Source organism: Dactylosporangium aurantiacum (assembly GCF_000716715.1).
Classification (GTDB): domain Bacteria; phylum Actinomycetota; class Actinomycetes; order Mycobacteriales; family Micromonosporaceae; genus Dactylosporangium; species Dactylosporangium aurantiacum.
Genome location: NZ_JNYJ01000024.1, coordinates 63,021 through 85,139, shown reverse-complemented (window position 1 = coordinate 85,139; position 22,119 = coordinate 63,021). Strand labels below are relative to the sequence as shown.

Genomic DNA, 22,119 nt, shown 5'->3' with positions numbered 1-22,119 from the left:
GCGGCAGTGGTCTGTCAATAGATGGTCAAGGACGCACGACGCAGGCGGACGGGCCCGGGAGGGCAAGCGGGAGCGACACTGGAATCCAGCGCGGCCGGCTCAATCCCGACGGCCAGCACGTCGGAGGAGCCACTTCCCGGACCCGCCGCCACCCACTCCAGAACACCCCCACTCACGGGCTCTTGACACAGAGGGGTGCCATGAGCGGATACGTGATCGGGGAGCGAGGCGCTGGGCGGCCTGCCACGTCCGGACAGCTTGCTCGCGCGGTTGCGAACATTGACCTTGCCGCAGGCGGCAGGGTTGCACGATGACCGGCATGAACAGCACCGCACCGCAGAGCGTCAGGATCGTCGCTGTCACCGGAGCCGGCAGCGGCATCGGCCGGGCCACCGCCCGCGCCTTCGCCGATGATGGCGCCCACGTCGTCGCGATCGGACGGCGAAGCGAACCGCTCAGGGAGACCGCGGCCGGGCATTGCCGGATCACGCCGCTGCCCGTCGACATCACCGCCGAGGACGGGCCGCAGCAGATCGTCCAATCGGTGTCGGAGACATACGGCCGATTGGACGTGCTGGTCAACAACGCCGGCATCGTACGCGGCGGCACCCTCGGCAAGTTGACCCCGCAGCTGATCGCGGCGCAGGTCGCTACCAACCTCGTCGCGCCGATCCTGTTGGCCCAGGCCGCGCTGCCGCTGCTGGAGGCCTTCGGCGGGGTGATCGTCAACGTCAGTACGGCGGTGGGACAGCGGGCCTGGCCCGGCAACTCGATCTACGCCGCGACCAAGGTCGCCCTGGAACTCCTCACCCGCAGCTGGGCGGTCGAACTGGCCCCCCGCGGGATTCGAGTGGTGGCGGTCGCTCCCGGCGCGATCGACACCCCCATCGGCGAGCATCAAGGCCTCACGCCGGAGCGGATGGCTGCGGTGCGGCAGTGGCAACTCGCGCACACCCCGCTGGCCCGGATCGGTCGTCCCGAGGAGGTGGCTTGGGCGATCATCCAGCTCGCCGCGCCGGCAGCATCGTTCGTCACCGGGGTAGTGCTCCCGGTCGACGGGGGCGCGGTTGTAGCCTGACGGAGCGGCACGGGAGGTGGGATGGGGTGCGGATCGGTGAGCTGGCCGAAGCAACTGGGACGACCGCTCGTGCGCTGCGGCACTACGAGCAGGCCGGGCTGATCTCCTCCGAACGAGCCTCCAACGGCTACCGCATCTACGACGAGCGGGCCCCGGTTCGGGTCCGAAACATCCGTCATCTGCTGGCCGCCGGGCTCACCCTGGACGACGTGCGCGTGTTCCTGCCATGCCTGGACGGCGATGTCGCGGCCGCGCCGCCTTCGGACACGGGCCTGCGGGTCGCGCTGGCACGGTTGGCGGTCCTCAACGAACGGATCGCCGCCCAGGCCGACGCCCGCGACCGGCTGGAAGCCGCACTTCGGGAGAGGACCGCCGATCGCATCCACCCGCTGACCGCCTGACGCTTGTCTGACGGCTTGCTCACATCGCCGGAAAGCTGGCGCGCTTCACCGCATCAACCACCACTCACGCCCGCGCCGGCAGCAGGCTGGCCAACTGCATGAGCGGATGGTGCCGATCCTGATCGGATGCCTCACCCAGCGCCGTCAGTGAGGCGCGGCGGGCCGCTGCCCGGCTCGGCCGGCCTGCCACACGACCGCGATCAGTGCCGGTGGCCGCTGGGGCAGTCACACTGAGCGCAAAGGCGACATCCAACCAGTGCTGCTTGGCTGGGGTCAGAGCGCCGATCCGCCTGATCAGCGACGCTTCGCTGACAGTCGTGCCCCAGGTGCAGAAGACCTTCCCGTCCTGAGGCAGCACCACTCGGACCGCGCCACTGTCCGCCGGGCCCTCCTCGGCTCCGAGGAAGACCTCGATGCCGATGGCTCGTGGGTCCGGTCCGGCCTCCTCGACGTCTACCGCCCGCTCGCCAGACATCAGGACGAACCCGAGCTTCCGCTCTGGGGTGGCCGGTTCGACGAGCCGTATGGCCAGGAATCCGGCCCCGCACCTCCCTGGAGCAGCACGACGGGCCGCTTCCCGTCGATCGTGGGCCGCGTCACCGCACTAGGCGCCGGCGGACCGGCCGTCGGCGTAGCGGTTGGCGATCGCGGTGGCGCGGTCGTGCAGGGCGGCTCGCAGCCAGGCGGGGGACAGGGCCTCGGCCTGCAGGGCGAGCTGCCACAGGGCCCACTGGGCGTGGCGGCGGTCCTGGAAGGTCACCTCCAGGCGGAGCCAGCCGTCCGCGTCGGTGTCCTCGGCCAGGACCGCCAGGGCCGTGCCCACCAGGTCCTCGCGGCGGTCGGGGTGGACGCGGACCAGGGCGGTGACCGTGTCGCCGCCGGTGCGGAAGCGGGTGCTGCGCTCCTGCCAGGCGCGGTCCAGGTCGACGCGGGCCGGGCGTTGGGCGGGTTCGGGGAGTTGCTCGGCGGCATGGATCCGGGTCAGCCGGTACGTGCGGTCCTCACCGGACCTGGTGGCCAGCAGGTACCCCTGCTCGCGGACGGTGACCAGGCCGATCGGGTCGACGGTGCGCCACGCCGGGGGCTTGCCGAAGGGGGCGTAGTGGATGCGCAACCTGTGTCCGGTGAGCACGGCGCGCCGGACCTCGGCCACGACGGTGTCGGGCACCTCGTCGGCGGGGAGGCGGCGGGACAGCAGATCGGTCTCGGGGTCGATGAGGAGCCGTTCGATGGCGCCGGCGGCGGTGTCGCGGTAGCGGTCGGGCAGCGCGTCGTGCACCTTGAGCATCGCCGAGGCGAGCGCCGAGCCGAGGCCGAACGCCTGCGCGCCGCGGCGGGAGCCGGCGATGAGCAGGGCGAGCGCCTCGTCGTGGTTCAGGCCGGTGAGCTCGGTCTGGAAGCCGGGCAGCAGGGCGAACCCGCCGTGCCGGCCGCGTTCGGCGTAGACGGGGACGCCGGCGGCGGACAGGGCCTCGATGTCGCGCAGCACGGTGCGGGTGGAGACCTCCAGCTCGCGGGCGAGGGTGTCCGCGGTCAGCCGACCGCGCTGGCGCAGCAGGAGCACCAGCGAGACCAGCCGGTCGGCCCGCATGGTCGAGACTATGCCAGAAATACACGACACAGGTTGTCGTGATTCGTTGGCAGGCTCACCGGTACGTGGGCACGGCGCCCGCGCACGACGGAATGGAGCTGAGATGGATCGGTCGGCGGTCAACCCGTGGTCGTGGTCGGTGGAGCTGGGGTATAACCAGGGTGAGCTCGTCGCCGGGCACACCCGCACCCTGTTCTGCGCCGGGCAGACCGCGATGAGCGGCGACGGCGAGCCCCAGCACGCCGGTGACCTGGCGGCGCAGCTGGCGTTGAGCCTCGACAACCTGGAGGCGGTGCTCGGCGAGGCCGGCATGTCCCTGGCGGACGTGGTGCGCCTCAACGTCTACACCACCGACGTCGACGCGCTGTTCGCGCACTACGGCGTGCTGGCCGCGCGGCTCGGCGCGGCGAAGGTCGCGCCGGCCACGACGATGCTCGGGGTGGCCCGGCTGGCGATCCCCACCCTGATGGTCGAGCTGGAGGCGACCGCCGTCGGGTAGCCGGCTATCGGCGGGCGGTCCGGCCCTGCAGGAACCGGCCCAGGCCCTCGGCGTCCTCCACGGCGATGAAGGCGCCCCGGACCGTCAGCAGGACCTCTTCGCTGTGGTCGGTGCAGCCCCAGACCGAGTCGCCCCAGGAGTCGGTGAGTTTGACCTGGGCGGCCGCGGTGCAGGGGGTGCCGTCGAGCTGGCCGACCTGGCAGCGCTCCGGGGCGCCGCCGCGCAGGCTGACCGCCTCGGCCGCCCGCTGGATGAGGGAGAACCTGGCCTCGGCGCCGGTGGCGGCCTTGCGGTCGGCGGCGGCGACCGCGGTGCGCTGGCCCAGCAGCACGACGTTGCCGTCGGGGTCGAGGACGCGGGCCTCGCCGCCGGGCGCGTGGTCCGGGTAGCCGACCCGTTCCGCCTGGTACCCGCCGTCGGCGAGGCTGCGCAGCGCCGCCTCGAGGTCGTCGAGGTAGAAGTACACCAGCAGCGGCAGCTCGACGGTGATCAGCCGGGGCTGCACGGCGGCGAGGAGGATGGTGTGCTCGCCGCTGCCGAGGTAGCGCCAGCTGGCCGTCCCGCCACCGCCGGTGCGCAGCACGGACCAGCCCAGCAGGGCGTAGAACGCCTGGGACCGGTCGATGTCGTTGACGTACAGCACCGGCACCGAGGCCTCGACGGTTGGCAGCACGGCGCGAGATTACCGGCCGTGGTACCGGACCGCTCGTCGGTGGGTCCGCCGTGACGCAACCGGAATGCGGCCGGTGCGGCGCGGTCAGTCGGCCTCGTCGAGCCGGGTGGGGTCGGAGACCCGGCTGGGCAGGGTGACGGTGTGCCCGTAGAAGTTGCGGATCTCCGCGACGACGTGCTCGAACTGGTCGAGGTCGATCGGTTTGGTGATGAACGCGTTGGCGTTGCGGCTGTAGCTGGCCATGATGTCGCTGTCCGTCGACGACGTGGTGAACACGATCACCGGGATCGACTTGAGCTTGTCGTCCTGTTTGATGAGGGTGAGCGCCTGGCGGCCGTCGACGCGCGGCATGTTGAGGTCCAGCAGGATCAGGTCGGGGCGCGGCGCGTCGGTGTAGGGCTCCTCCTTGTAGAGGAACGCCATCGCCTCCTCGCCGTCGGCCACGTGGTGCAGCTCGCTGTTGATGCGGTGATCCTCGAAGACGCTCTCCATCAGGGCCACGTCGGCCAGATCGTCCTCGACGAGCAGGACCTGCAGGACGGCTGGCTCAGTCGGCATCGCGGTTCTCTTTCGTGGTCGGTCCGCCGCCGGGGGCGGGCGCGCTCCACGACATCGTACGGGGGATGCCCGCGGACCGGCTCACCACCACGGAGCGAGGCGACCCGCGCTCAGCTCGTGCGCAGCCGGGACAGCCCGTCCTGCAGCAGTACGAGCACGGCGGTGCGCGCGTCCTCGTCGCCGACGACCGTCCACCGGCCGGCCAGCAGCTCCGCCAGGGTGCCGGCCACCGCCTGGTGCGCCAGTTCGACCGTGTCGGGCGGCAGCAGGAGGGTGGCGTCGCCGGCGCGGTGCGCGTCCTGGGCGGCCGACCCGATCATCATCATGCAGCTCGCCACCCGGCCGAGGACCGCCGCCAGGGCCGGCTGCAGCCGGCCGGCGTTGAGCAGCGCGCAGTGGGTGGTGACGCCGAGGGTCATCAGGAGCCGCCCGGCGTCGTCGAGGTCCAGGGCGGCCGGGGAGCCGGCCGCCGCCGGCCCGGACACGGACGCGACGACGCTGTCGGCGATCGCGCTGGCCAGGTCCTGCGCGGTCGCGGCGTCCAGCGCGTCCATCTCCAGCGCCGCCGCGGGGTGGGCCCCGGTGAGGTGCTGCTCGACGATGATCTGGACCAGCCAGGACGGCGCCAGGATGCCGCGGTCGTGCAGCTGCCGGCTCACCCGCCCGGCGATCTGCTGCAGGGGCGTCGTGCCGGAGAGGTCGTCCAGGTCCATGGCACACCTCTCCGGCAACGCCGGCCGTGGTCCGGCGGTGCGACCTGCGGGCCGCCGATGGCCCGCGCTCCCTCGGATTCTGTGCCGATCACGGATACCGACGCAAGAATCGACGCAACGTGAGGGAGGTGGTCAGTGCCAGTCGCTGATCCGCACGTCCCGCGGGGCCGGCGCGCCCTGGCCGGTCTCGACCAGCGACTTGAGGCTCAGCAGGTAGGACGCCCACTTGGTGCTGCAGTGGTACATGAACTCGACCGGTTCCTTCCAGCCGAGGTGCTCGAACAGCACGATCGTGTAGTCGCCGTCGCGCCGCAGCTTCCAGTCGATGGTGGTGCCGATCCACTCCTCGGGGCCGTCCACCACCCGCCAGGTGACCCGCTCGGCCGGGCGGGCCTCCACGACCTGCATGTCGAACCCGCCGACGGGCGGGAACCGGAACTGCAGGACGCCGTCGTGCTCCTTGGTGTCGTCGGTCCACCAGGCCGCGAGGCCCTCGACGGTGGTGAGTGCGTCGTACACCTGCTGCGGTGTGGCGTCCTTGACCCCGATGCGGTGCAGGATGTCGGTCATGGTCATTCCTCCTTGGTCTGGGTTCGGTGGATCGCCTCGGCGATCTGCTTGATGCGGCGCAACCGGGCGTCCCACGTCGCGCCGACGGAGGACAGCTGCGCCACGGCGCGGGCCAGCTGCGCGTCGTCGACGTGGTACCGCTTCTCCCGCCCGGCCGGTGTCGAGCGCACCAGGCCGACCCGGTCCAGCACGGTGAGGTGCTTGGCGACGGCCTGGCGGGTGACCGGCAGCTGCAGGCTCAGCGTCGTGGCCGTGCCGACGCCCTCGGCGAGCAGCAGGTCCAGCATCCGGCGGCGGACCGGGTCGCCGATCGCCGACCACAGCTCGTCGTCGACGACGGGCGCCGGGCTGGTCATTGCCGCACCCGCAGGGCGGCGACGTACGTGGTCAGGCGGGGCAGGAAGTGGTCCCAGCCGGCGACGTGCTCGCGGTACTGCTCCTCCAGCACGGCCGCCTCCCAGCCCAGCTCGCGGAACCCGGTCTCGCTGAAGCGCAGCAGCGTCCCGGCGCCGGACGCGGTGAGCTGGAAGGTGACCAGCAGCGAGTTGCCCTCCGCGGCGGGCTGGTCGACCGGCTGCGTCCAGCGGAACGAGAACCGGTGCGGCGGCTCGACGTCGACGACCGTGAACGGCACCACCGTGCCGCCGTCGTTGCAGTCGCCGAAGACGATGTCGCCGGTGAAGCCGGGCGTCGCCTCGTAGCGGGCGTCGTCGGGCCACCACTGCTTGATGTGTTCGGGGTTGCTCACCACGTCGAAGACCACCTCCGGCGGTGCCTCGACGTACATCTCGCGTTCGATCGTGCCGAGCTCCATGTCATGCCTCCTGCAACCTTTGGTTGCTTCACAACCTAACCCGCGACGGGCAGATGTGCAACCAAAAGTTGCGCAATGTCAGGCAGGAGGCAGCGCCTGAGGGCCGGGCGGGCCGCCGAGCATCCGCTGGCCGCCCGTCGCCTCGAGGTACGCGCGGGCCAGCGGTGCGAGGGCCGGCAGGTGCAGCCCACCCGGGCCGTACACCAGCCGGGCGACGCTCACCGCGAACCACGGCGCCGCCGGGCCGTGCAGCATGACCGGGTCACCGACCTCGTACCGCAGCACGAACAGCCACTGCGCCACGTCGCCCTGCAGCTCCACGACCCCGGTGTGCCAGAAGCTCAGCCACTTGCCGCGGTAGTCGCACAGCACCCGCTGGCTGGTGAGGATCGTGCGGACCGTCGCGTGGTCGCGCCACTGGTGGGCCGCCTGCGCCTGCGCCCGGTTGCGCGCCGCGGCGTTGCCGATCGCGTTCGCGGCCAGCCCGGCGGCCACGAACGTCGTCGAGCCCATCAGCATCGTGCTGCTCTGCTGGTACGTCACCGTGGTGCCGTAGAAGCGGGCGTAGCCGAGCAGGGCGTCGCCGTAGGCCACCTCGTCAGGGTTGAGCCGGACCGCGCCCGGCGGCAGCGCGACCAGGTCACCGCCGCCGTGCAGGTACCCGTACAGCTGGCAGGCGCTGCTCCACCCCTCGCGCAACGCTGCCTGCCGCGGGTCTTCGCTCTTGCGCCGCACCGGTACCTCCGCTTCCCGGCCGGTCAACGGCCCGGCTCGTGGCGCCGCAGCGCCCACCTGCCGGCGACGGTGACCAGCACGCCCTGCAGCGCGAGGACACCGACCGCCCACCACCACGCCGCCGCGGTGTGCCGCCACAGCGCGTCCGCGCTCGGGTCCACCGCCAGCGCCCGCAGGTCGACGGTGGCCGCCGCCGCGGCGTACCCCCACCGGGCCGGGGCCAGCCACGACAGCTGCTCCACGCCGGCGCGGCCGACCACCGCGAACAGGCCGCCGCACAGCACCAGCTGCGCCATCACCAGCCCCACGAGGACCGGCATCGTCTGCTCACCGGTCGAGACGTACGCGCTGACGAGCAGCCCGGTCACGGTGGAGACCAGCGCGGTCAGCCACACGACCGCGATCAGCTCCAGCAGCGGCCAGCGCAGGGCGAGCGCCTCCTGCGCCCCCGGCCGCCCGGCGAGACCCACGAGCACGAACAGCGCCGCCTGCACCCCGTTCACCGCGGCGAACCCGAGCACCTTCGAGCCGAGGTACGCACCCGGCGCGAGCCCGACCGCGCGTTCCCGGCGGTACACGGGCCGCTCCCGCACCAGCTCCCGCACGCCGCCGGCGAGCCCGAAGAACACCGCCCCGATGATGAGCACGACGGTCAGCTGCGCCGCCTCGGCGCTGCGCCCCAGCGGGTTGTCCGGCCGGGCGAACCCGTCGCCGCCGGGGATCACGTACAGCAGCGCGGCGAGGCCCAGCGGCAGCCCGAGCAGCAGCGCCGCGTACATCCGGTCGGCGAGGGTCACCGCGGCCATCCGCCGGGTCAGGATGGTCAGCTGCCGCCACCACCCCTGCCTCGCCGGTGGCGGCTCCGCCGGTGCCGGCGCGTCGCCGCCGGCCGGGGCGCCGGTGCTCACCGGCGGCGGGGTCACCATGACGGCGTACCGCGCGGCCCAGCCGTCCGGGTCGTCGTACACCCGCTTGAAGACGTCGGCGTACTCGTCGGCGCCGAAGAACGCCAGCAGGTCGGCGGGCGGGCCGAAGTAGGCGACCTTGCCGCCCCGCCCGAGCACCAGGACCCGGTCGCAGACGTTGAGATGCAACGGGCTGTGCGTGACCACGACGACGGTGCGGCCACGGTCGGCGAGGTCGCGCAGGCTCAGCATCACGTCCCGGTCCAGCGACGGGTCCAGCCCGGAGGTCGGCTCGTCCAGGAACAGCAGCGACGGCTCGGTGAGCAGCTCCAGCGCCACCGACGTGCGCTTGCGCTGGCCGCCCGACAGCGTGTCGATGCGCTGCTCGGCGTGGCCGCTCAGGCCGAGCTGGCCGAGCACCTCGTCGATGCGCTGCTCCCGCTCGCCGGCCGTGACGTCGGCGCCGAACCGCAGCGCCGCCGCGTACCGCAGCGCCCGGCGCACGCTCAGCGCGGCGTGCAGGATGTCGTCCTGCGGCACCAGGCCGATCCGCTGGCGCAGGTCGTCGTACTCGGCGTACAGGTCCCGACCCTGGTACACGACCGCGCCCTCGTTCGCCGGACGGTACCCGGTCAGCGCGCCCAGCAGCGTCGACTTGCCGGCCCCGCTCGGCCCGACCACGGCGAGCAGCTGGCACTCGCCGAGCTCGAAGCCGACCCGGTCGAGCAGCCGCTTGCCACCGGCGACCGTGACACCGAGCCCCTGCACCCGCAGCGAGACCCGGCCGGTGTCGACGTACTCGCGCAGCTGCGCGCCGTCCACGACGAGCTGGTGCCGCCCGAACGACAGCAGGTCGCCGGAGCGCAGGTCGGCCTCGCCGACCCGGCGGCCGTTGACGAACGAGCCGTTGCGGGTGCCGAGGTCGACGAGCCGCAGCCCGCCGTCGGTGCGCACCAGTTCGGCGTGGTACCGCGACACCTGCAGGTCGGCCAGCACGATGTCGTTGTCCGGGGCGCGCCCGATCCTGGTGCGCCGCGCCGCGCGGTAGGTCGCCGACGGCACCCGGCCCGCCTCGAACCGCGGCCCGGACGCGGCGGGGGCCGGTGCGGCCGCCACGGTCCGCGGCAGCGCGGCGTGCTCGGCCGCCACGGTCGGCGGCGGTGCGGTGTGCTCGAGGCGCAGGGTGAGCGTCGGGCCGTCGACCGCGCCCAGCCGGATCTGGCACGGCCGCGCCAGGTCGAGCTCGTCGATCCGCGCGCCCGCCGCGAACGTGCCGTTGCGGCTGCCCAGGTCGCGCAGCCGCCACCCACCGGCGCCGAACCGCACCTCGACGTGTTCACGGGACACCCGGGGGTCCTCGACCACGATCCGGCACAGCGGGTCCCGGCCGATGCGCAGCACCTGCTCCTCCGGGCCGACGCGGCGCACCCCGTCGGGGGTGCCGATCAGCAGCGCCGTCACGGTCACGAGCCGCCCTTCGGCAGCCGTTTCGCCATCGCGGTGGCGAGCTGGATCGCGTCGGACTGGTAGCTGCCGCGGGTGCCGGACAGGAAATACGCCCCGGTGACCGCGACCTCGACGACGACCTGGCCACCGCGCACGAACACGATCGCGACCTTGTCGGTGTCGCCGTTGTCGGAGAAGATGCCGAGGCTCTCCTCGCCGAGCGCCGGGGTCTGCATCTGCGACCAGCCGCAGCGCCCCGCCGTGGCGCGCAGCGCGGTGAAGAAGGCCTTCGCCTCGTCGCTGTAGAACCCGGCCACCGCCGATCCCACGAACGGGTAGCCCTTAGCGCCGGTCACCTTGAAGTTGTTGGTCTCGGTGCCGGCGATGGCGTCCCCGGCGACCGCGCCGCCGGCGCACAGCTGCAGCTTGGCCAGCCCGCCCCGCAGGTACGAGTCCTCGGAGCGGGTCTCGACCGTGTTCGGCGCGGCGCTCATGACCGCGGCGATGTCACCGACCGACACGAGCGCCGAGCGCAGCTCGGTCACCGGCGGCGGCGGGCGGCTCTTGTCGAACGAGCGGGTGGCGCCGGGCCGGCCCGAGCCCGGGCCGCCGCCGCCGGAGCCGTCCAGCGACGAGCCGAACTTGTACAGGGAGAAGCAGCACCCGGCGACGAGCGCCAGCACCACGCCCATCGTCACCAGCAGGGTCCTGCCGGTGCCGGTCTTCGGCTGGCCGGCGCCCAGGTGCCCGCCGGGCGGCGCCGTCGGCGGCATCGGGTAGTCGACCGGCCGGGGCGACGCCGGCGCCCCGGCGAACGAACCGGGCGGCAACGGATACGCCGTCGTCCCGCCCCCGGACGCCGGTAGCGGCGCGAACCCGGGCCCGGACGTCGGCGGTGGTGCGAACCCGGCGTCGGACGTGGGCGGCGACGGGTACCCCGGACCGGTGGTCGGCGGCGACGCGTACCCGGGGCCGGTGGTCGCTGGCAGCGCCGGCAGCCCCAGGCCCGCCGTCGTCTGCGGCGGCGCCGAGCGCAGCGCGCGGATCCAGCCGGCGGCCGACGCGGGCCGCGCGTCGGGCTGGATCGCGAGCATCGCCACGACGCCGCGGATCTGCCGGTCGTGGCCCGGCCCGAGCGCCGCGGCGAGCCGCTGCGTCATGCCGTCGACGTCCCCGGCCACCGGCGCCTCGCCGGTCACGGCGTAGTAGACCGTCGCGCCGAGCGTGTACCGGTCGGTCGCCGGCGTGTACTCGCCGCGGGCGAGGGACTCCGGCGCCATGAACGGCGCGGTGCCGAAGATCCGCGAGGTCCGGTCGGTGCTGCGCAGCCGGACCAGCCCGAAGTCCACCAGGTACACCCGGCCGTCGGCGGCGAGCAGGACGTTCGCCGGCTTGATGTCGCGGTGGATGACCGCCGCGCCGTTGGTGTCCCGGCCGCTGTGCAGGTGGTCGACGGCCTCCGCGACCGGCTCCAGCGACGCGAGCACGTCCAGGCCGCGGACCTCGCCGCGCTCCAGGGCCTCCTGCAGGTCGTGGCCGTCGATCCACTTCATCACGAAGTACAGCCGGCGGCCGCCGGCCGTCTCCTGGCCCGCGGCGTGCGGCGGCGGGCCGACGAAGACCTCCTTCACCTTCACCAGCGCCGGATGCTCCACCTGCGTGGCCAGCGCCGCCTGCAGCCGCAGGTCCTCCAGCTGCCGTTCGGCGACCGCGTCGTCATCGATGCGGATCATCTTCACCGCGTACCGGAACGACGCGGCGCCGTGATGCTCGCGGGCCAGCCAGACCTCGCCCTCACCCCCGGCGGCCCGCCGCTCCACCAGCTCGTACCGCTGCGGCGCGTCCACCGGACCGACGTAGCACGGGCCCCCGTCCGTCGACACGAGATCTCTCACCAGTTCCTTCAGCTCCGGGCGAATGCCGGGCGAGCGTAACGGAGCCGCAGCGCCCCGATCAGGTCGTTGTTAGCGCCTTGTTAGCGGCCGCGTGCGGTATCAATGGCCTGTGCGTTTCGGACTGCTGGGGCCGGTCGAGGTCCGCGAGGAAGGCCGGCTGCTGCCCGCCGGCGGCGGGCGGGCCCGGCTGGTGCTCGCCTGCCTCCTCGTCGACGCCGACCGGCTCAGCCCCACCGACCTGCTCATCGCCGCGCTGTGGCAGGCCCCGCCCAGCTCGGCGAAGGCGCAGCTGCACAACCTCGTCAGCGGGCTGCGCCGCCGGTACCGGCCGGTCGACCCCGCGCTGATCGAGACCCGCCCCACCGGGTACACGCTGCGCCTCGGACCGCACCGGCTGGACCTCGCCGACTTCCGCGCGCTCGCCGAACGCGGGCGCGCCGCGGCCGAGGCCGGCGACCACACCGCCGCGCTGGCCCTGCTGGACCGGGCGCTGGCGCTGTGGCGCGGGCCGGCCCTCGCCGACCTCGACGGCCCGGGCGTCGCGGCGCTCCGCGAGACGCTGCACCGGGAGCGGCTCGCCGCGGCCGAGGTCAAGCTCGACGTGGCGCTCGCCCTCGGCGACCACGACACCGTCCTGCGCGAGGTCGAACCGCTGGTGGCCGCGCACCCGTACGCGGAACGCCTGTACCGCCACCAGATGCTGGCTCTCGCCGGCGCGGGCCGCCGGGCCGAGGCGCTCGCCGTGTACCGCCGCGCGTACCGGCGCCTGGTCGACGACGTCGGCATGGAACCGGGTCCCCTGCTGCGTGCCACGCAACGGCGCATCCTGCACGGGCGGCCGGTCGCCCCGCCGGCCGCGCCACCCGCCCGGCCGGTGCCGCGGCAGCTCCCGCCGGCGGTCGAGCTGGCGGGCCGCGGCCCGCTGCTCGAGGAGATCGCCGGCCGGCTCGACGGCACCGGCGCGCCCGTGGTGCTGCTCGTCGGGCCCGGCGGGGTCGGCAAGAGCGGCCTCGCCGTGGCCGTCGCGCACCGGCTGCGTACCGTGTACCCGGACGGGCAGCTCTACGCCGACCTGCGCGGCAGCCACGGCACCCCGGCCGACCCGCACCGGATCCTGGAGCGGTTCCTGCGGGCGCTCGGCGTCCCCGCCGCCGACCTGCCCGCGGACCCGGAGGAGCGGGTCACGCTGTACCGCAGCCACCTCGCCGCCGCCCGGATGCTGGTGGTGCTCGACGACGCCGCCGACGAGGCGCAGTTGCGGCCGCTGCTCACCGGGTCCGGCGGGGTCCTGGTCACCTCCCGCCGGCAGCTCGCGGCGCTGCTGCCCGTGGCCCGGTTCGTGGTGCCGGCGCTGCCGGCCGCCGACGCGGTCCGGCTGCTGGCCACCGGCGCCGGCGAGGCCCGCGTCGCCGCCGACCCGGCGGCCGCGCGGGAGATCGTGCGGCTCTGCGGCGGGCTGCCGCTCGCCGTGTGCATCGTCGCCGCCCGCCTCGCCGTGCGCCCCGGCACACCCCTCGACGAGCTGCGCCGGCGCCTGGCCGCGCAGCGCGGCCGGCTCGACGAGCTCACCGTCGGCGACCTCGACGTGCGGGCCAGCATCGCGCTGAGCCACGACGCGCTGCCCGCCGACGCCCGGCGGCTGCTGCTGCGGCTGAGCCTGGTCACCGCCGCGGACTGGCCGCGGTGGGTCGCGCAGGCCCTGCTGGACGCGCCCGCCCCGCACGCCCGCACGGTCCTCGACCAGCTGGCGGAGGTGCACCTGGTGGAGCCGCTGGGCCGCGACGCCACCGGGCAGGACCGGTTCCGGCTGCACGAGCTCGTCGCCGAGTACGCCCGCGAACGCCACCGCACCGACGAGCCGCCGGCCGAGCGGGACGGGGCCGTGCACCGGCTGCTGGACGGCTGGCTCGCGCTGGCCGGCGCGGCCGACGAGCTGCTCGGCGACGCGACCGGCGCACCCGGCCCGCGGCCCGCGTCGCCGCCCGAGGACGGTGCCCGGGCGGTGCGCGCCGGCGCCCTGGACTGGTTCGAGACCGAACGCGCCGGCCTGGTCGCCGCGGTCGACCAGGCCACCGCCGCGCACCTGCCCGACGTCGCCGCCGCCCTCGCCCTGCGGATGTCGACGTTCCTGGGCAACCGCGGCTATGCCGACGACTGGGAGCACACGCTGCGCACCGCGATCCGCGGCGCGCGGGCCGGCGGCTCGCACCGGCTGCTGGCGCGGCTGCTCGACGCGCTGTTCAAGGCGCACCTGCAGCGTGACGAGCACCCGCGGCTGCCCGCCGTCGCCGCCGAGCAGCTCGCCGTCGCCACTGCGCTCGGCGACGTGGAGCTGCAGGTCCTCGCCCTGCGCAACGCCGGGCTCGGCGCACTGCGCCTCGGCCGGTTCGACGAGGCCTTCGACCGCCTGGAACGCGCCGTGGCCACCGCGCGCGGCCGGGCCGCGCCGGGTCCGCTGCTCGGCGAGACCCTGGACACCCTCGGCTTCGCCCGCTGGGACACCGGCGACGCCGCCACCGCCGTGTCGTTGCTGGAGGAGGCCCTCGCCGTCGACACGCCGCCGCCCGGCTCGCTGCGCGCGGCGCTGCGCCGGTACCACTACGGCCTGGCACTCACCGCCGCCGGCCGGCTCGACGACGCCGGACACGCGCTCACCGCGGCGCTGCGGACCAGCCTCGCCGTCGGCGACGACCTCGGCACCGCGTACGTCGAGCAGGCACTCGCCGACGTGGCGACCGGGCAGGGCCGGCTCGCCGAGGCGGCGCAGCGACTGGAGCGCTCCCTCGCCGTGCACCGCACCGTCGACCGCCCCGACGGCCATGCCGAGACCCTGCGTGCCCTCGGCGACCTGGCCGCCGCCGAGGGCCGCTGGTCCGACGCCACCGCCGCCCTGCACCAGGCCGTGGGCATCTGGCAGCGCATCGGCGCGACAGTGCAGACCGCCCGCGGGCTGGCCCGCCTCGAACGGGTCGCGGCCGCCGCCGGCGACGAGGCGGCGGCCGCGGCGTACCGCGGCAGGTGGCGGTCGGTGCTCGGCGGGCTGGGGCTGGACGAGTCCGCCCTGCACCTACCGGCGGGCCTCACCCTGCGCCCGTGAGGCGGCCCGTGCCGCGGCCCGTGCCGGCTCGGTGACGGGCAGGTCGAAGACCGGGAACAGCGTCTCGTCGTTGAACACGACGACCCGCGAGACCCTGCCGCCGAGCAGCGACAGCAGCGTGATCCCGTGCGCCGCGTACTCGTGACGCCCGGGGTCCAGCACGTACATGGCCAGGGCCGGGCCGCCGTTGGCCCTGGTGTGCCGCACCAGCCACCGGTCCGGCCACAGCGCCGCCCGCTCGGCCAGGAACCGGCCGACCGCGTCGGCGCCCGTGAACCACGTCGGGATCGGCGGCATCTCCAGCTCCACGTCCGCGCGCAGCAGCCCGACCAGGGCGTCGACGTCGGCGCGGACGAACGCGGTCACGTACCGGTCGAGCACCGCCCGGGTCGCCGGGTCGGGCGGCTCGGACAGGTCGTCGGCGACGACCGGCGCGAGCGTGTCCCGGGCGCGGCGCAGCGCGCTGTTCACCGCGACCGTCGTCGTGGACAGCACCTCGGCCACCTCGGCGGCCCGCCACGCCAGCACGTCACGCAGGATCAGCACCGCCCGCTGCCGGGCCGGCAGCAGCTGCAGCGCCGCGACGAACGCCAGCCGCACCCCGGACCGCGCGGCCACGATGTCGGCCGGGTCGTCGCCGACGCCCAGCCGGTGGTCCGGGGCGGGCCCCAGCCACGGCACGTCGGCGGCGCCGGGCACGAGCCGGACCCGGTGGTCGTGCTCCGGGGCGCCGAGCCCGGACGGCAGCGCCCGGCGCCGCCGCCCCTCCAGGTGGTCCAGGCAGGCGGTGGTCGCGATCCGGTACAGCCACACCCGCACCGACGAGCGGCCCTGGAATCCCGCGTACCCGCGCAGGGCCCGCACGTACGTCTCCTGCACCAGGTCCTCGGCGTCGTGGAAGGAGCCGAGCATCCGGTAGCAGTGCGCCAGCAGCTCGCGCCGGAACGGCTCGGTCCGCGCCTGGAACTCCACCGTCACCTCAGCCCCCCTCCACGGCCGAGTATCCCGCCGCGCTCACCGTGTACGACACCGCGTCCTGGTCCCCGCCCCCGGCGAGCGCGACGACCGCGTCGGCGAGCTGGTCCGCGGTCAGGTACGGCCGCATCCCGTCGATCGTGGCGGTCAGGTCGGCGCCGCGGCGGCGCGCGTACGACGCGACCGCCGCCAACCCGAACCCGGTGTCCGGGGTCAGCTGCGGCAGCAGTGCGACGAACCGGATGCCCAGCCCGGCGCGCCGCGACTCCTCCTGCGCGTACCGGGTGACGAACCGGACGGTGGCCTTCGCGCCCGCGTACCCGCCGCTGACGGGGGAGCCGCCCAGCGCGGCGCCGCTGGACAGCACCACCACGACGCTGCCCGGCGCGAGCGGCAGCCGCAGCGCCGCGCCGCACCACTCGTACGCCTGCCGCACGTCCATCTCCCAGTTGCGCGCGAAGTCCGCCCACGCCAGTTCGTGGAACGGCCCGGCCGGCGGCTGCGCGCCCGCGCTCAGCACCACCAGGCCGGGCCGGTGCTCGCGCAGGATCCGCTGCGCCAGCGCCGGATCCGTCGCGTCGCCGGGCTCGGCGAGGAACGCCGGCCCGAGCTGCGCCGCCGTGGCCCGCAGGGTGGGCGCGGTGCGGCCGACCCCGACGACCGTGGCGCCCCGGCCGGCGAGCGCGCCCGCGACCGCCCGCCCGAACCCGCGGCTCGCCCCCGTGACGACCGCGGTGGAACCCCACGACTCAGCCACCGGTCGCCTCCAGTACCTCTCGCTGCTGTCTCATGCGGGTACAGACGGATCCCGGCCGGAAAAGTCACCGGTGCGGTCGGGCCAGCGCGACGATGTCGTCGAGCATGACGATCAGCGCGCCCGCCACCGCGCCGCCGGCCGCGGCCACCGCGGCGAGCGCCGGGTCGACCGGCGCGGCGAGCGGCCCGGCGCCGGTCGGCGCGGCGAGCAGGCCGGCGAGCAGCCCGGTGCCGGCCACCGCGGCCAGTGCCGCGTTGCGGGCGACGTGCCGGGCGCCGAGCGGGGTGTCGGCGGTGCCGAAGCAGCGGCACGGTTCCTGGCCGCCGCGGGCCAGCGACGTCACGATGCCGGCGGTGAGCGCGGTGAGCAGGGCCGCCGCCGTCGCGAACGCGAGCACGCCGGCCGCGTGCACCGGTACGGCCGCCGCGGCCACGATCGTCGCCTCGGCGGCGACCACCGCCGTCGCCGCGGGACGGGCCAGCGCCGCCGGCAGCACCCGCATCCGGCGGACCGACGACACGAAGGCGGTGAAGGCGGCCGGGCCGCGCAGCTTGCCGGTCACCGCGACCAGGAACACGACGCCGAGCAGCAGCCGGCAGCAGATGAGCAGGTACGTCACGGCCGCCTCCTCGGCAGCGGCCGGACGGCCACGCCGACCAGGTGGGCGGCGTCGTAGTAGCCGTGCTGGCGGGAGTCGACGCTGCGGCCGCGGTTGTCGCCGAGCAGCAGCAGCCGCCCCGGCGGCACCCGGCCACCGGTGGACGCCGCACCGTCCCCGCCGCCAGTCCCGCCGCCCGCCCCGGAGCCCGTGGCGGCAGTGAGGACTTCGGTGAGGCCGGGCGGCACGGGGTCGCCGGGCAGCGCCGCCACCCGCTTGATGATCGGCACGGGCCCGGTGTCGAGGACCACGACCTGCCCGGTCCGGACCCGGCCGGCGCGGGTCCGCCGGACCAGGACCCGGTCGCCGGGGCGCAGCGCCGGCAGCATGCTGGGCCCGGCGACGGTGACGGTGAGCCAGCGCAGCCGCAGCCAGCCGAGCCCGCCCGCAACGACGGCGGCCAGGGCGGCGGCGCCGATGAGTGCCGGTGTCACGCCGCCTCCTCCCGGTACCCGGACGCCTGCAACGCGAACAGGCGCGCGTACTGCCCACCGCGGGCCACCAGCGCCGGGTGCGCGCCGAGCTCGGCGACCACGCCGTCGGCCAGGACCACGATCAGGTCGGCGTCGCGGACGGCGGCGAGCCGGTGCGAGATGAGCAGGCTGGTGTGCCTGCCCCGGTGCCGCCGGATCCGGCGGTGCAGCTCGTGCTCGGCCTCGGCGTCCAGCCCGGCGCTGGGCTCGTCGAGCATGACCAGGTCCGGCCGCTCGCGCAGGAACGCCCGGGCGAGTGCGAGGCGCTGCCACTGCCCGCCGGACAGCACGACCCCGGTGTCGGCGTCGGCCTTGTCGGCGTGGTCGAAGAACATCCGGGTCAGCAGCGTGTCGTACCCGCGGGGCAGCCCTCGCAGCACGTCGTGGACGCCGGCGAGCCGGGCCGCCCCGGTGATGCGCTCGTCGTCGGCGAGGGCGCCCAGGTCGCCGACCGCGATGTTCTCCCGGGCGGTCAGGTCGTAGGTGACGTAGTCCTGGAAGACGGCGCCGAGCCGGGCCCGCAGGTCCTCGGGGCGGAACCGGCGGATGTCGACGCCGTCCCAGTACACCGTGCCGGCGGTCGGGTCGTAGAACCGGCACAGCAGCTTCACCAGGGTGCTCTTGCCGGCGCCGTTCAGCCCCACGAGGGCCACCGCCGTGCCGTGCGGGATGTGCAGGTTCACCCCGCGCAGCACCCAGGGGTGTTCGTCGCTGTACCGGAACCACACGTCGCGCAGCTCGATGCCGTCGCGCAACGGTGGCACGGCGCACGGCCGGTCCGGCTCGGGCAGGTCGGGCCCGGCGGTGACCACGTCCAGGTAGTGGGTGAACAGCAGCAGCTGGTGGTGGATGCCGGCGTACTGGCTGATGACCCCGGACAGGGCGGCCTGCACACCGGCGACCGCGGCGACGAACATCGACAGGTCGCCCACGGTGAGGCCGCCGGCCCGCACCGCCAGCAGCGCCCAGACCAGCCCGCCACCGGCGACGAGCGCCGCCGCGCCGGACAGGACGCTCTGGGTCCTGGCGTCGCGGGCGTCCATGACCCGCTTGGCCCGGTCGGCGTCGCGGCGCTCGGCGAGCATCCGGTCGCGCAGCCACCCGCCGAACCCGAACAGCCGGATCTCCTTCGCCGCGGCGGTGCCGCCGAGCAGCTGCGCGTAGAACGCCTCGCGCCGCTCGACCGGGCCGACCCGCCACATGAGGTCGGCGCGCTGGCGGGCCAGGGACAGCTCGGCGGCGACCGTCGGCACCGCGGCGAGCGCCACGACGCCGGCCATCACCGGGTTCAGCGCGACCAGCGACCCGGCGAACCCGGCGACCGTGAGCAGCCCGCGCAGTGCCTGCTGGGCGTCGTCGACCAGCTGCGACGACGTCGCCGTCGCCTGCTGCGCCAGCCGCAGCCGGTCCTGGAACGCGGGGTCCTCGAAGCGGGCCAGCCCGCTGAAGCGGCCCACCGCGGTGAACAGCCGGTCCAGGCTGTGCGCGCCGACGGTCCGGCCGAGGGTGACGCGCAGGTACTCACCGCAGTGCGGCACCAGCGCGGCGGTCACGGCGACGGCGACCAGCGCCGCGGCGAGCCCCAGCAGGGGCCGCGCCGGCGCGCCGGCGACGAGGTCGTCGATGGCGAGCTTGGTCAGCCACGCGGTCACCACCGGGGTGAGCCCGGCCGTGAGGGCGAGCAGGGGCGACAGGCCGGCCGTGCGCGGGGCGGCGCGCCAGACCAGGGCGACGACGTGCCGGAAGGTCCGGGTCATGCCGCGGTCCGGGCCACCTGGTCGTCGAGGTCCGCGGCGCGGCCCGCGACCGCGACGACGACGCCGTCACGCACGATGCAGTAGCTGGGGTACCCGTTGACCTGGAACGCGGTCTGCAGCGCGCCGTGCGGGGTGTCCTCGACGACGACCTGGGCGACCTGCCGCAGCGTCGCGACGAGGGCCGCCGACTGCCCGGCCGGGTCGTAGACGACGGCCACCACCCGGTGCGTGGGCCGGGCGCCGGCGACCTCGACGAAGGTGGGCAGCTGCCGCTCGCACGGGCCGCAGCCGGGGCTGAAGAACCCGACCAGGGTCTCGCCGTCCCACCCGGTGGGGCCGCCGCGCACGGCGGTGCCGACCGGTGCCATCGGCGGCTGTGGCGCGGCGCCGGCGGCGGGACGGTCGCCGTCGCGCAGCCGCCGGATCACCCCGAACGTCAGCAGCAGGTTGAGCACGCACAGCGCGCCGACCAGGACGACTGCGAATGTCAGTGCGGTCATGGCTTACTCCTCGAAGAGTTCCGCGTGGCAAGGACGTTGCGTGTCCGCACTGTGACCCAGGTCCGGGGTGGCGGTGTGCCACCCCGGACGATCTCGGCCACCGTGCGGCGGGCCTCGCTCGCCCGCTGGTACCGCCACAGCGAGGTGGCCAGGTCCCGGGCGGTCCGTGCGCAGCCGCGGTCGGCGGCCCGGGCGGTGACGGCCAGCAGGTTGGCGTGCTCCAGCGCCAGCCACTGCCACGCCTCGCCGGTGTGCCGGGCGCGGTGCCGGCCGTCACCGGCGCCCGTGTCGACGGCCGCAGCGACGGGGGTGTCGAGCTGCCGGACGGCGACGGCGGCGGTGCGCCGGTAGTAGTCGAACAGCCGGGCGGTCGCCGCGGTGACCTGGCTGGCGCGTTCCTCGACGCCGACGAGCTCGGCGGCGTAGCCGCGGACCAGCTCGTGCAGCGCGAACCGGCCGTCGGCCGGCTGCCGCAGCAGGTGCGCGTCGACCAGCGCGTGCAGGTCCTCGCGCACGCTGCCGACGTCGGTGCCGGCGAGCGCGGCGACCGCGGGGCAGCCGACGTCGTGGCCGGGGTGCAGCGACAGCAGCCGCAGCACCCGCCGCGCCGCCGACGGCAGCACCCGGCAGGAGACCGCGAGCGCGGACCGTACGCCACCGGTGAGGGCCAGCCACACCGGCCGGGCGCAGTCGGCCACCGGCCAGTCCGGGTGCTCCCGCAGGTGCCCACCGACGACGGCCAGGGCATGCGGGTGCCAGCCGACCCGTGCGGTGATCCGGCGGGCGGCGGCGACATCGGCGTCGACGCGGCCGCGCCCCGCCGCGCGGCGTAGCAGGTCAAGGGCGTCGGCCGGGTCCAGGTCGCCCAGGTGCAGGCGGGCGGCCCCGCGCAGCCCGCCCAGCCGGCGCCGGCTCGTGATCAGCACCAGGTGCTGCGGTCCGCCCGGCAGCAGCGGCGCGACGCCGTCCTCGTCGGCGGCGTCGTCGAGGACGATGACCGCGGGTACGTCGCGCAGCAGCGCCCGGTACGCCGCGGCCCGCCCGGCCAGGTCGTGCGGGATCTGCTCGGGCCGCAGCCCCAGATGCCGCAGGAACCCGGCCAGGACCGCCGACGGGCACGCGGCGGGCGCCTCCGGGTGCTGCCCGCGCAGGTCGGCCATCAGCCGGACGTGAGCGCCGCCCGCCAGGCGGTGCGCGGCGTGCAGCGCCAGCCAGGTCTTGCCGGCGCCCGCCATGCCGTGGATGACCACCGTGTCGCCGGCGGCGAGCGCGTCGAGGCGCCGCAGCTCGGGGCGGCGCCCGACGAACCCGTCCGGGGCGTCCGGCAGGTCGCCGCGGGCGTCGACGAGCGCCGCGGTGGTCGCGTCGCCGCGGATCGCGCGCAGCGCGGCCCGCCAGCGTTCGGCGTAGCCGGCGTCCGGGTGCAGCGCCAGGACGATCGCGACCAGCAGGTCCTCGTCCAGGCGGGCGCGGCCGAACGTGAAGTAGCCGGCGACCGTGCTCCTGCGGGTCAGCTCGGTGCGGGGCCGGCCCGCCCGTTGCCAGCGGTCGTTCACCGCCCGGGTGATGGCCGCGTACGACAGGTCGTGCGACCACGCCTTCAACAGCCGCAGCGCGGTGACGAGGTCGTCCAGACTGTTCGCGTGCTCCGGTTCGGGCATTCGCATGTGTCTTCCCCCGTGATGACGATCGGTCGGTTCCTGAGCACGGCCGTCCGAGATGGTCTGAGATCGACCGGCGACGTTGTGCGACGCGGAATTGTCGGTGGCGTCCTGGTAATCGCGTCGAACAGGAGGTCTCATGACCAGAATCGGAAGTGTGGCGGACCGGATGCTGTCGGCATTCGTCCCGCGCACCACCGCGGCCGCGGCCGCGGCGGCCTGCGTCACGTACCAGTACTGCCAGCAGTGCGGCAGCTACTGGAAGATGTGCTGGTCGCAGTACTGCAACGGCGTGTACCGCAACGGGTTCTGCAACTCCTGCGGCTCCTGCTGACACACGGTCAGCAGCTCCGGCGTCCCGTC

The 22,119-nt window shown here is 75.1% G+C and carries 23 protein-coding genes; 5 read left to right on the top strand and 18 right to left on the bottom strand.

Features of this window, described 5'->3' with window-relative positions; translation table 11 throughout:
- Positions 1–319 precede the first annotated feature (319 nt).
- The gene (locus OP18_RS26405; RefSeq protein ID WP_211273679.1) at positions 320–1,078 is read left to right on the top strand and encodes an SDR family NAD(P)-dependent oxidoreductase; all 759 of its coding nucleotides are present in this window, start codon (positions 320–322) and stop codon (positions 1,076–1,078) included.
- Between the two features lie 26 nt (positions 1,079–1,104).
- The gene (locus tag OP18_RS26400; protein ID WP_033361730.1) at positions 1,105–1,479 is read left to right on the top strand and encodes a MerR family transcriptional regulator; all 375 of its coding nucleotides are present in this window, start codon (positions 1,105–1,107) and stop codon (positions 1,477–1,479) included.
- Between the two features lie 64 nt (positions 1,480–1,543).
- Here OP18_RS26400 and OP18_RS60850 read toward each other — a convergent pair whose 3' ends face one another.
- Together OP18_RS60850 and OP18_RS26390 are read right to left on the bottom strand one after the other, a co-directional pair.
- Positions 1,544–1,954, bottom strand: a complete 411-nt coding sequence (locus OP18_RS60850) for a hypothetical protein (protein ID WP_063745594.1) — start codon at positions 1,952–1,954, stop codon at positions 1,544–1,546.
- Between the two features lie 129 nt (positions 1,955–2,083).
- Entirely contained in the window at positions 2,084–3,070 is a 987-nt protein-coding gene (locus OP18_RS26390; RefSeq protein WP_033361729.1) for a helix-turn-helix transcriptional regulator, read from the bottom strand.
- Between the two features lie 103 nt (positions 3,071–3,173).
- Here OP18_RS26390 and OP18_RS26385 point away from each other — a divergent pair, with 103 nt between their 5' ends.
- Complete coding sequence (locus OP18_RS26385; protein ID WP_033361728.1) at positions 3,174–3,569, top strand: RidA family protein; 396 nt, start codon at positions 3,174–3,176, stop codon at positions 3,567–3,569.
- 4 nt (positions 3,570–3,573) lie between these two features.
- Here OP18_RS26385 and OP18_RS26380 read toward each other — a convergent pair whose 3' ends face one another.
- The 9 genes from OP18_RS26380 to OP18_RS53050 all read right to left on the bottom strand — a co-directional run bounded on the left by OP18_RS26380 (position 3,574) and on the right by OP18_RS53050 (position 11,878).
- Positions 3,574–4,242 (bottom strand): VOC family protein, encoded by a 669-nt coding sequence (locus OP18_RS26380; RefSeq protein WP_033361727.1) that lies wholly within the window; start codon positions 4,240–4,242, stop codon positions 3,574–3,576.
- A gap of 84 nt (positions 4,243–4,326) precedes the next feature.
- Positions 4,327–4,800 carry a response regulator gene (locus OP18_RS26375; RefSeq protein WP_052387350.1) on the bottom strand — a complete coding sequence of 158 codons (474 nt, stop codon included), beginning with the start codon at positions 4,798–4,800 and terminating at the stop codon, positions 4,327–4,329.
- Between the two features lie 110 nt (positions 4,801–4,910).
- Positions 4,911–5,513 carry a hypothetical protein gene (locus OP18_RS26370; RefSeq protein WP_033361726.1) on the bottom strand — a complete coding sequence of 201 codons (603 nt, stop codon included), beginning with the start codon at positions 5,511–5,513 and terminating at the stop codon, positions 4,911–4,913.
- Between the two features lie 132 nt (positions 5,514–5,645).
- Positions 5,646–6,083, bottom strand: coding sequence for an SRPBCC family protein (locus OP18_RS26365; RefSeq protein WP_033361725.1), 438 nt, complete (start codon positions 6,081–6,083; stop codon positions 5,646–5,648).
- A gap of 2 nt (positions 6,084–6,085) precedes the next feature.
- On the bottom strand, positions 6,086–6,439 hold the full coding sequence (locus tag OP18_RS26360) for an ArsR/SmtB family transcription factor (RefSeq protein ID WP_033361724.1): 354 nt from the start codon (positions 6,437–6,439) through the stop codon (positions 6,086–6,088).
- Entirely contained in the window at positions 6,436–6,897 is a 462-nt protein-coding gene (locus tag OP18_RS26355) for an SRPBCC family protein (RefSeq protein ID WP_033361723.1), read from the bottom strand. Before OP18_RS26355 ends, OP18_RS26360 begins: the two co-directional genes overlap by 4 nt.
- Positions 6,898–6,975: 78 nt before the next feature.
- Positions 6,976–7,632: a hypothetical protein gene (locus tag OP18_RS26350; RefSeq protein WP_211273678.1), complete on the bottom strand. Its 657-nt coding sequence runs from the start codon at positions 7,630–7,632 to the stop codon at positions 6,976–6,978.
- A 23-nt stretch (positions 7,633–7,655) separates the two neighbouring features.
- The gene (locus tag OP18_RS26345; RefSeq protein ID WP_033361722.1) at positions 7,656–10,004 is read right to left on the bottom strand and encodes an FHA domain-containing protein; all 2,349 of its coding nucleotides are present in this window, start codon (positions 10,002–10,004) and stop codon (positions 7,656–7,658) included.
- On the bottom strand, positions 10,001–11,878 hold the full coding sequence (locus tag OP18_RS53050; RefSeq protein ID WP_081971131.1) for a serine/threonine protein kinase: 1,878 nt from the start codon (positions 11,876–11,878) through the stop codon (positions 10,001–10,003). The genes OP18_RS26345 and OP18_RS53050 overlap by 4 nt, the downstream gene beginning before the upstream one ends.
- A gap of 109 nt (positions 11,879–11,987) precedes the next feature.
- Between OP18_RS53050 and OP18_RS26335 the strand changes: the two genes are divergently transcribed.
- The gene (locus OP18_RS26335; RefSeq protein WP_052387349.1) at positions 11,988–14,975 is read left to right on the top strand and encodes an AfsR/SARP family transcriptional regulator; all 2,988 of its coding nucleotides are present in this window, start codon (positions 11,988–11,990) and stop codon (positions 14,973–14,975) included.
- On the opposite strand, the gene OP18_RS26330 is transcribed toward OP18_RS26335, so the two are convergent.
- From OP18_RS26330 to OP18_RS26300, 7 genes are all read right to left on the bottom strand, one after another.
- Positions 14,946–15,953, bottom strand: a complete 1,008-nt coding sequence (locus OP18_RS26330) for a sigma-70 family RNA polymerase sigma factor (protein WP_156089797.1) — start codon at positions 15,951–15,953, stop codon at positions 14,946–14,948. The two genes, OP18_RS26335 and OP18_RS26330, sit on opposite strands and share 30 nt — an antisense overlap.
- A gap of 1 nt (position 15,954) precedes the next feature.
- Positions 15,955–16,707, bottom strand: a complete 753-nt coding sequence (locus tag OP18_RS26325) for an SDR family oxidoreductase (protein ID WP_033361720.1) — start codon at positions 16,705–16,707, stop codon at positions 15,955–15,957.
- A gap of 64 nt (positions 16,708–16,771) precedes the next feature.
- Complete coding sequence (locus tag OP18_RS26320) at positions 16,772–17,326, bottom strand: MauE/DoxX family redox-associated membrane protein (RefSeq protein WP_033361719.1); 555 nt, start codon at positions 17,324–17,326, stop codon at positions 16,772–16,774.
- Positions 17,323–17,799 carry a signal peptidase I gene (gene lepB / locus OP18_RS26315; protein WP_081971129.1) on the bottom strand — a complete coding sequence of 159 codons (477 nt, stop codon included), beginning with the start codon at positions 17,797–17,799 and terminating at the stop codon, positions 17,323–17,325. The genes OP18_RS26320 and lepB overlap by 4 nt, the downstream gene beginning before the upstream one ends.
- Positions 17,796–19,595, bottom strand: a complete 1,800-nt coding sequence (locus OP18_RS26310; protein WP_033361718.1) for an ABC transporter ATP-binding protein — start codon at positions 19,593–19,595, stop codon at positions 17,796–17,798. Before OP18_RS26310 ends, lepB begins: the two co-directional genes overlap by 4 nt.
- Complete coding sequence (locus tag OP18_RS26305) at positions 19,592–20,095, bottom strand: TlpA family protein disulfide reductase (RefSeq protein ID WP_052387348.1); 504 nt, start codon at positions 20,093–20,095, stop codon at positions 19,592–19,594. Before OP18_RS26305 ends, OP18_RS26310 begins: the two co-directional genes overlap by 4 nt.
- Positions 20,092–21,762, bottom strand: a complete 1,671-nt coding sequence (locus OP18_RS26300; RefSeq protein ID WP_156089796.1) for an NB-ARC domain-containing protein — start codon at positions 21,760–21,762, stop codon at positions 20,092–20,094. The genes OP18_RS26305 and OP18_RS26300 overlap by 4 nt, the downstream gene beginning before the upstream one ends.
- 133 nt (positions 21,763–21,895) lie before the next feature.
- Between OP18_RS26300 and OP18_RS57575 the strand changes: the two genes are divergently transcribed.
- Positions 21,896–22,090, top strand: coding sequence for a hypothetical protein (locus OP18_RS57575; protein WP_156089795.1), 195 nt, complete (start codon positions 21,896–21,898; stop codon positions 22,088–22,090).
- The last annotated feature ends 29 nt before the right edge of the window (positions 22,091–22,119 follow it).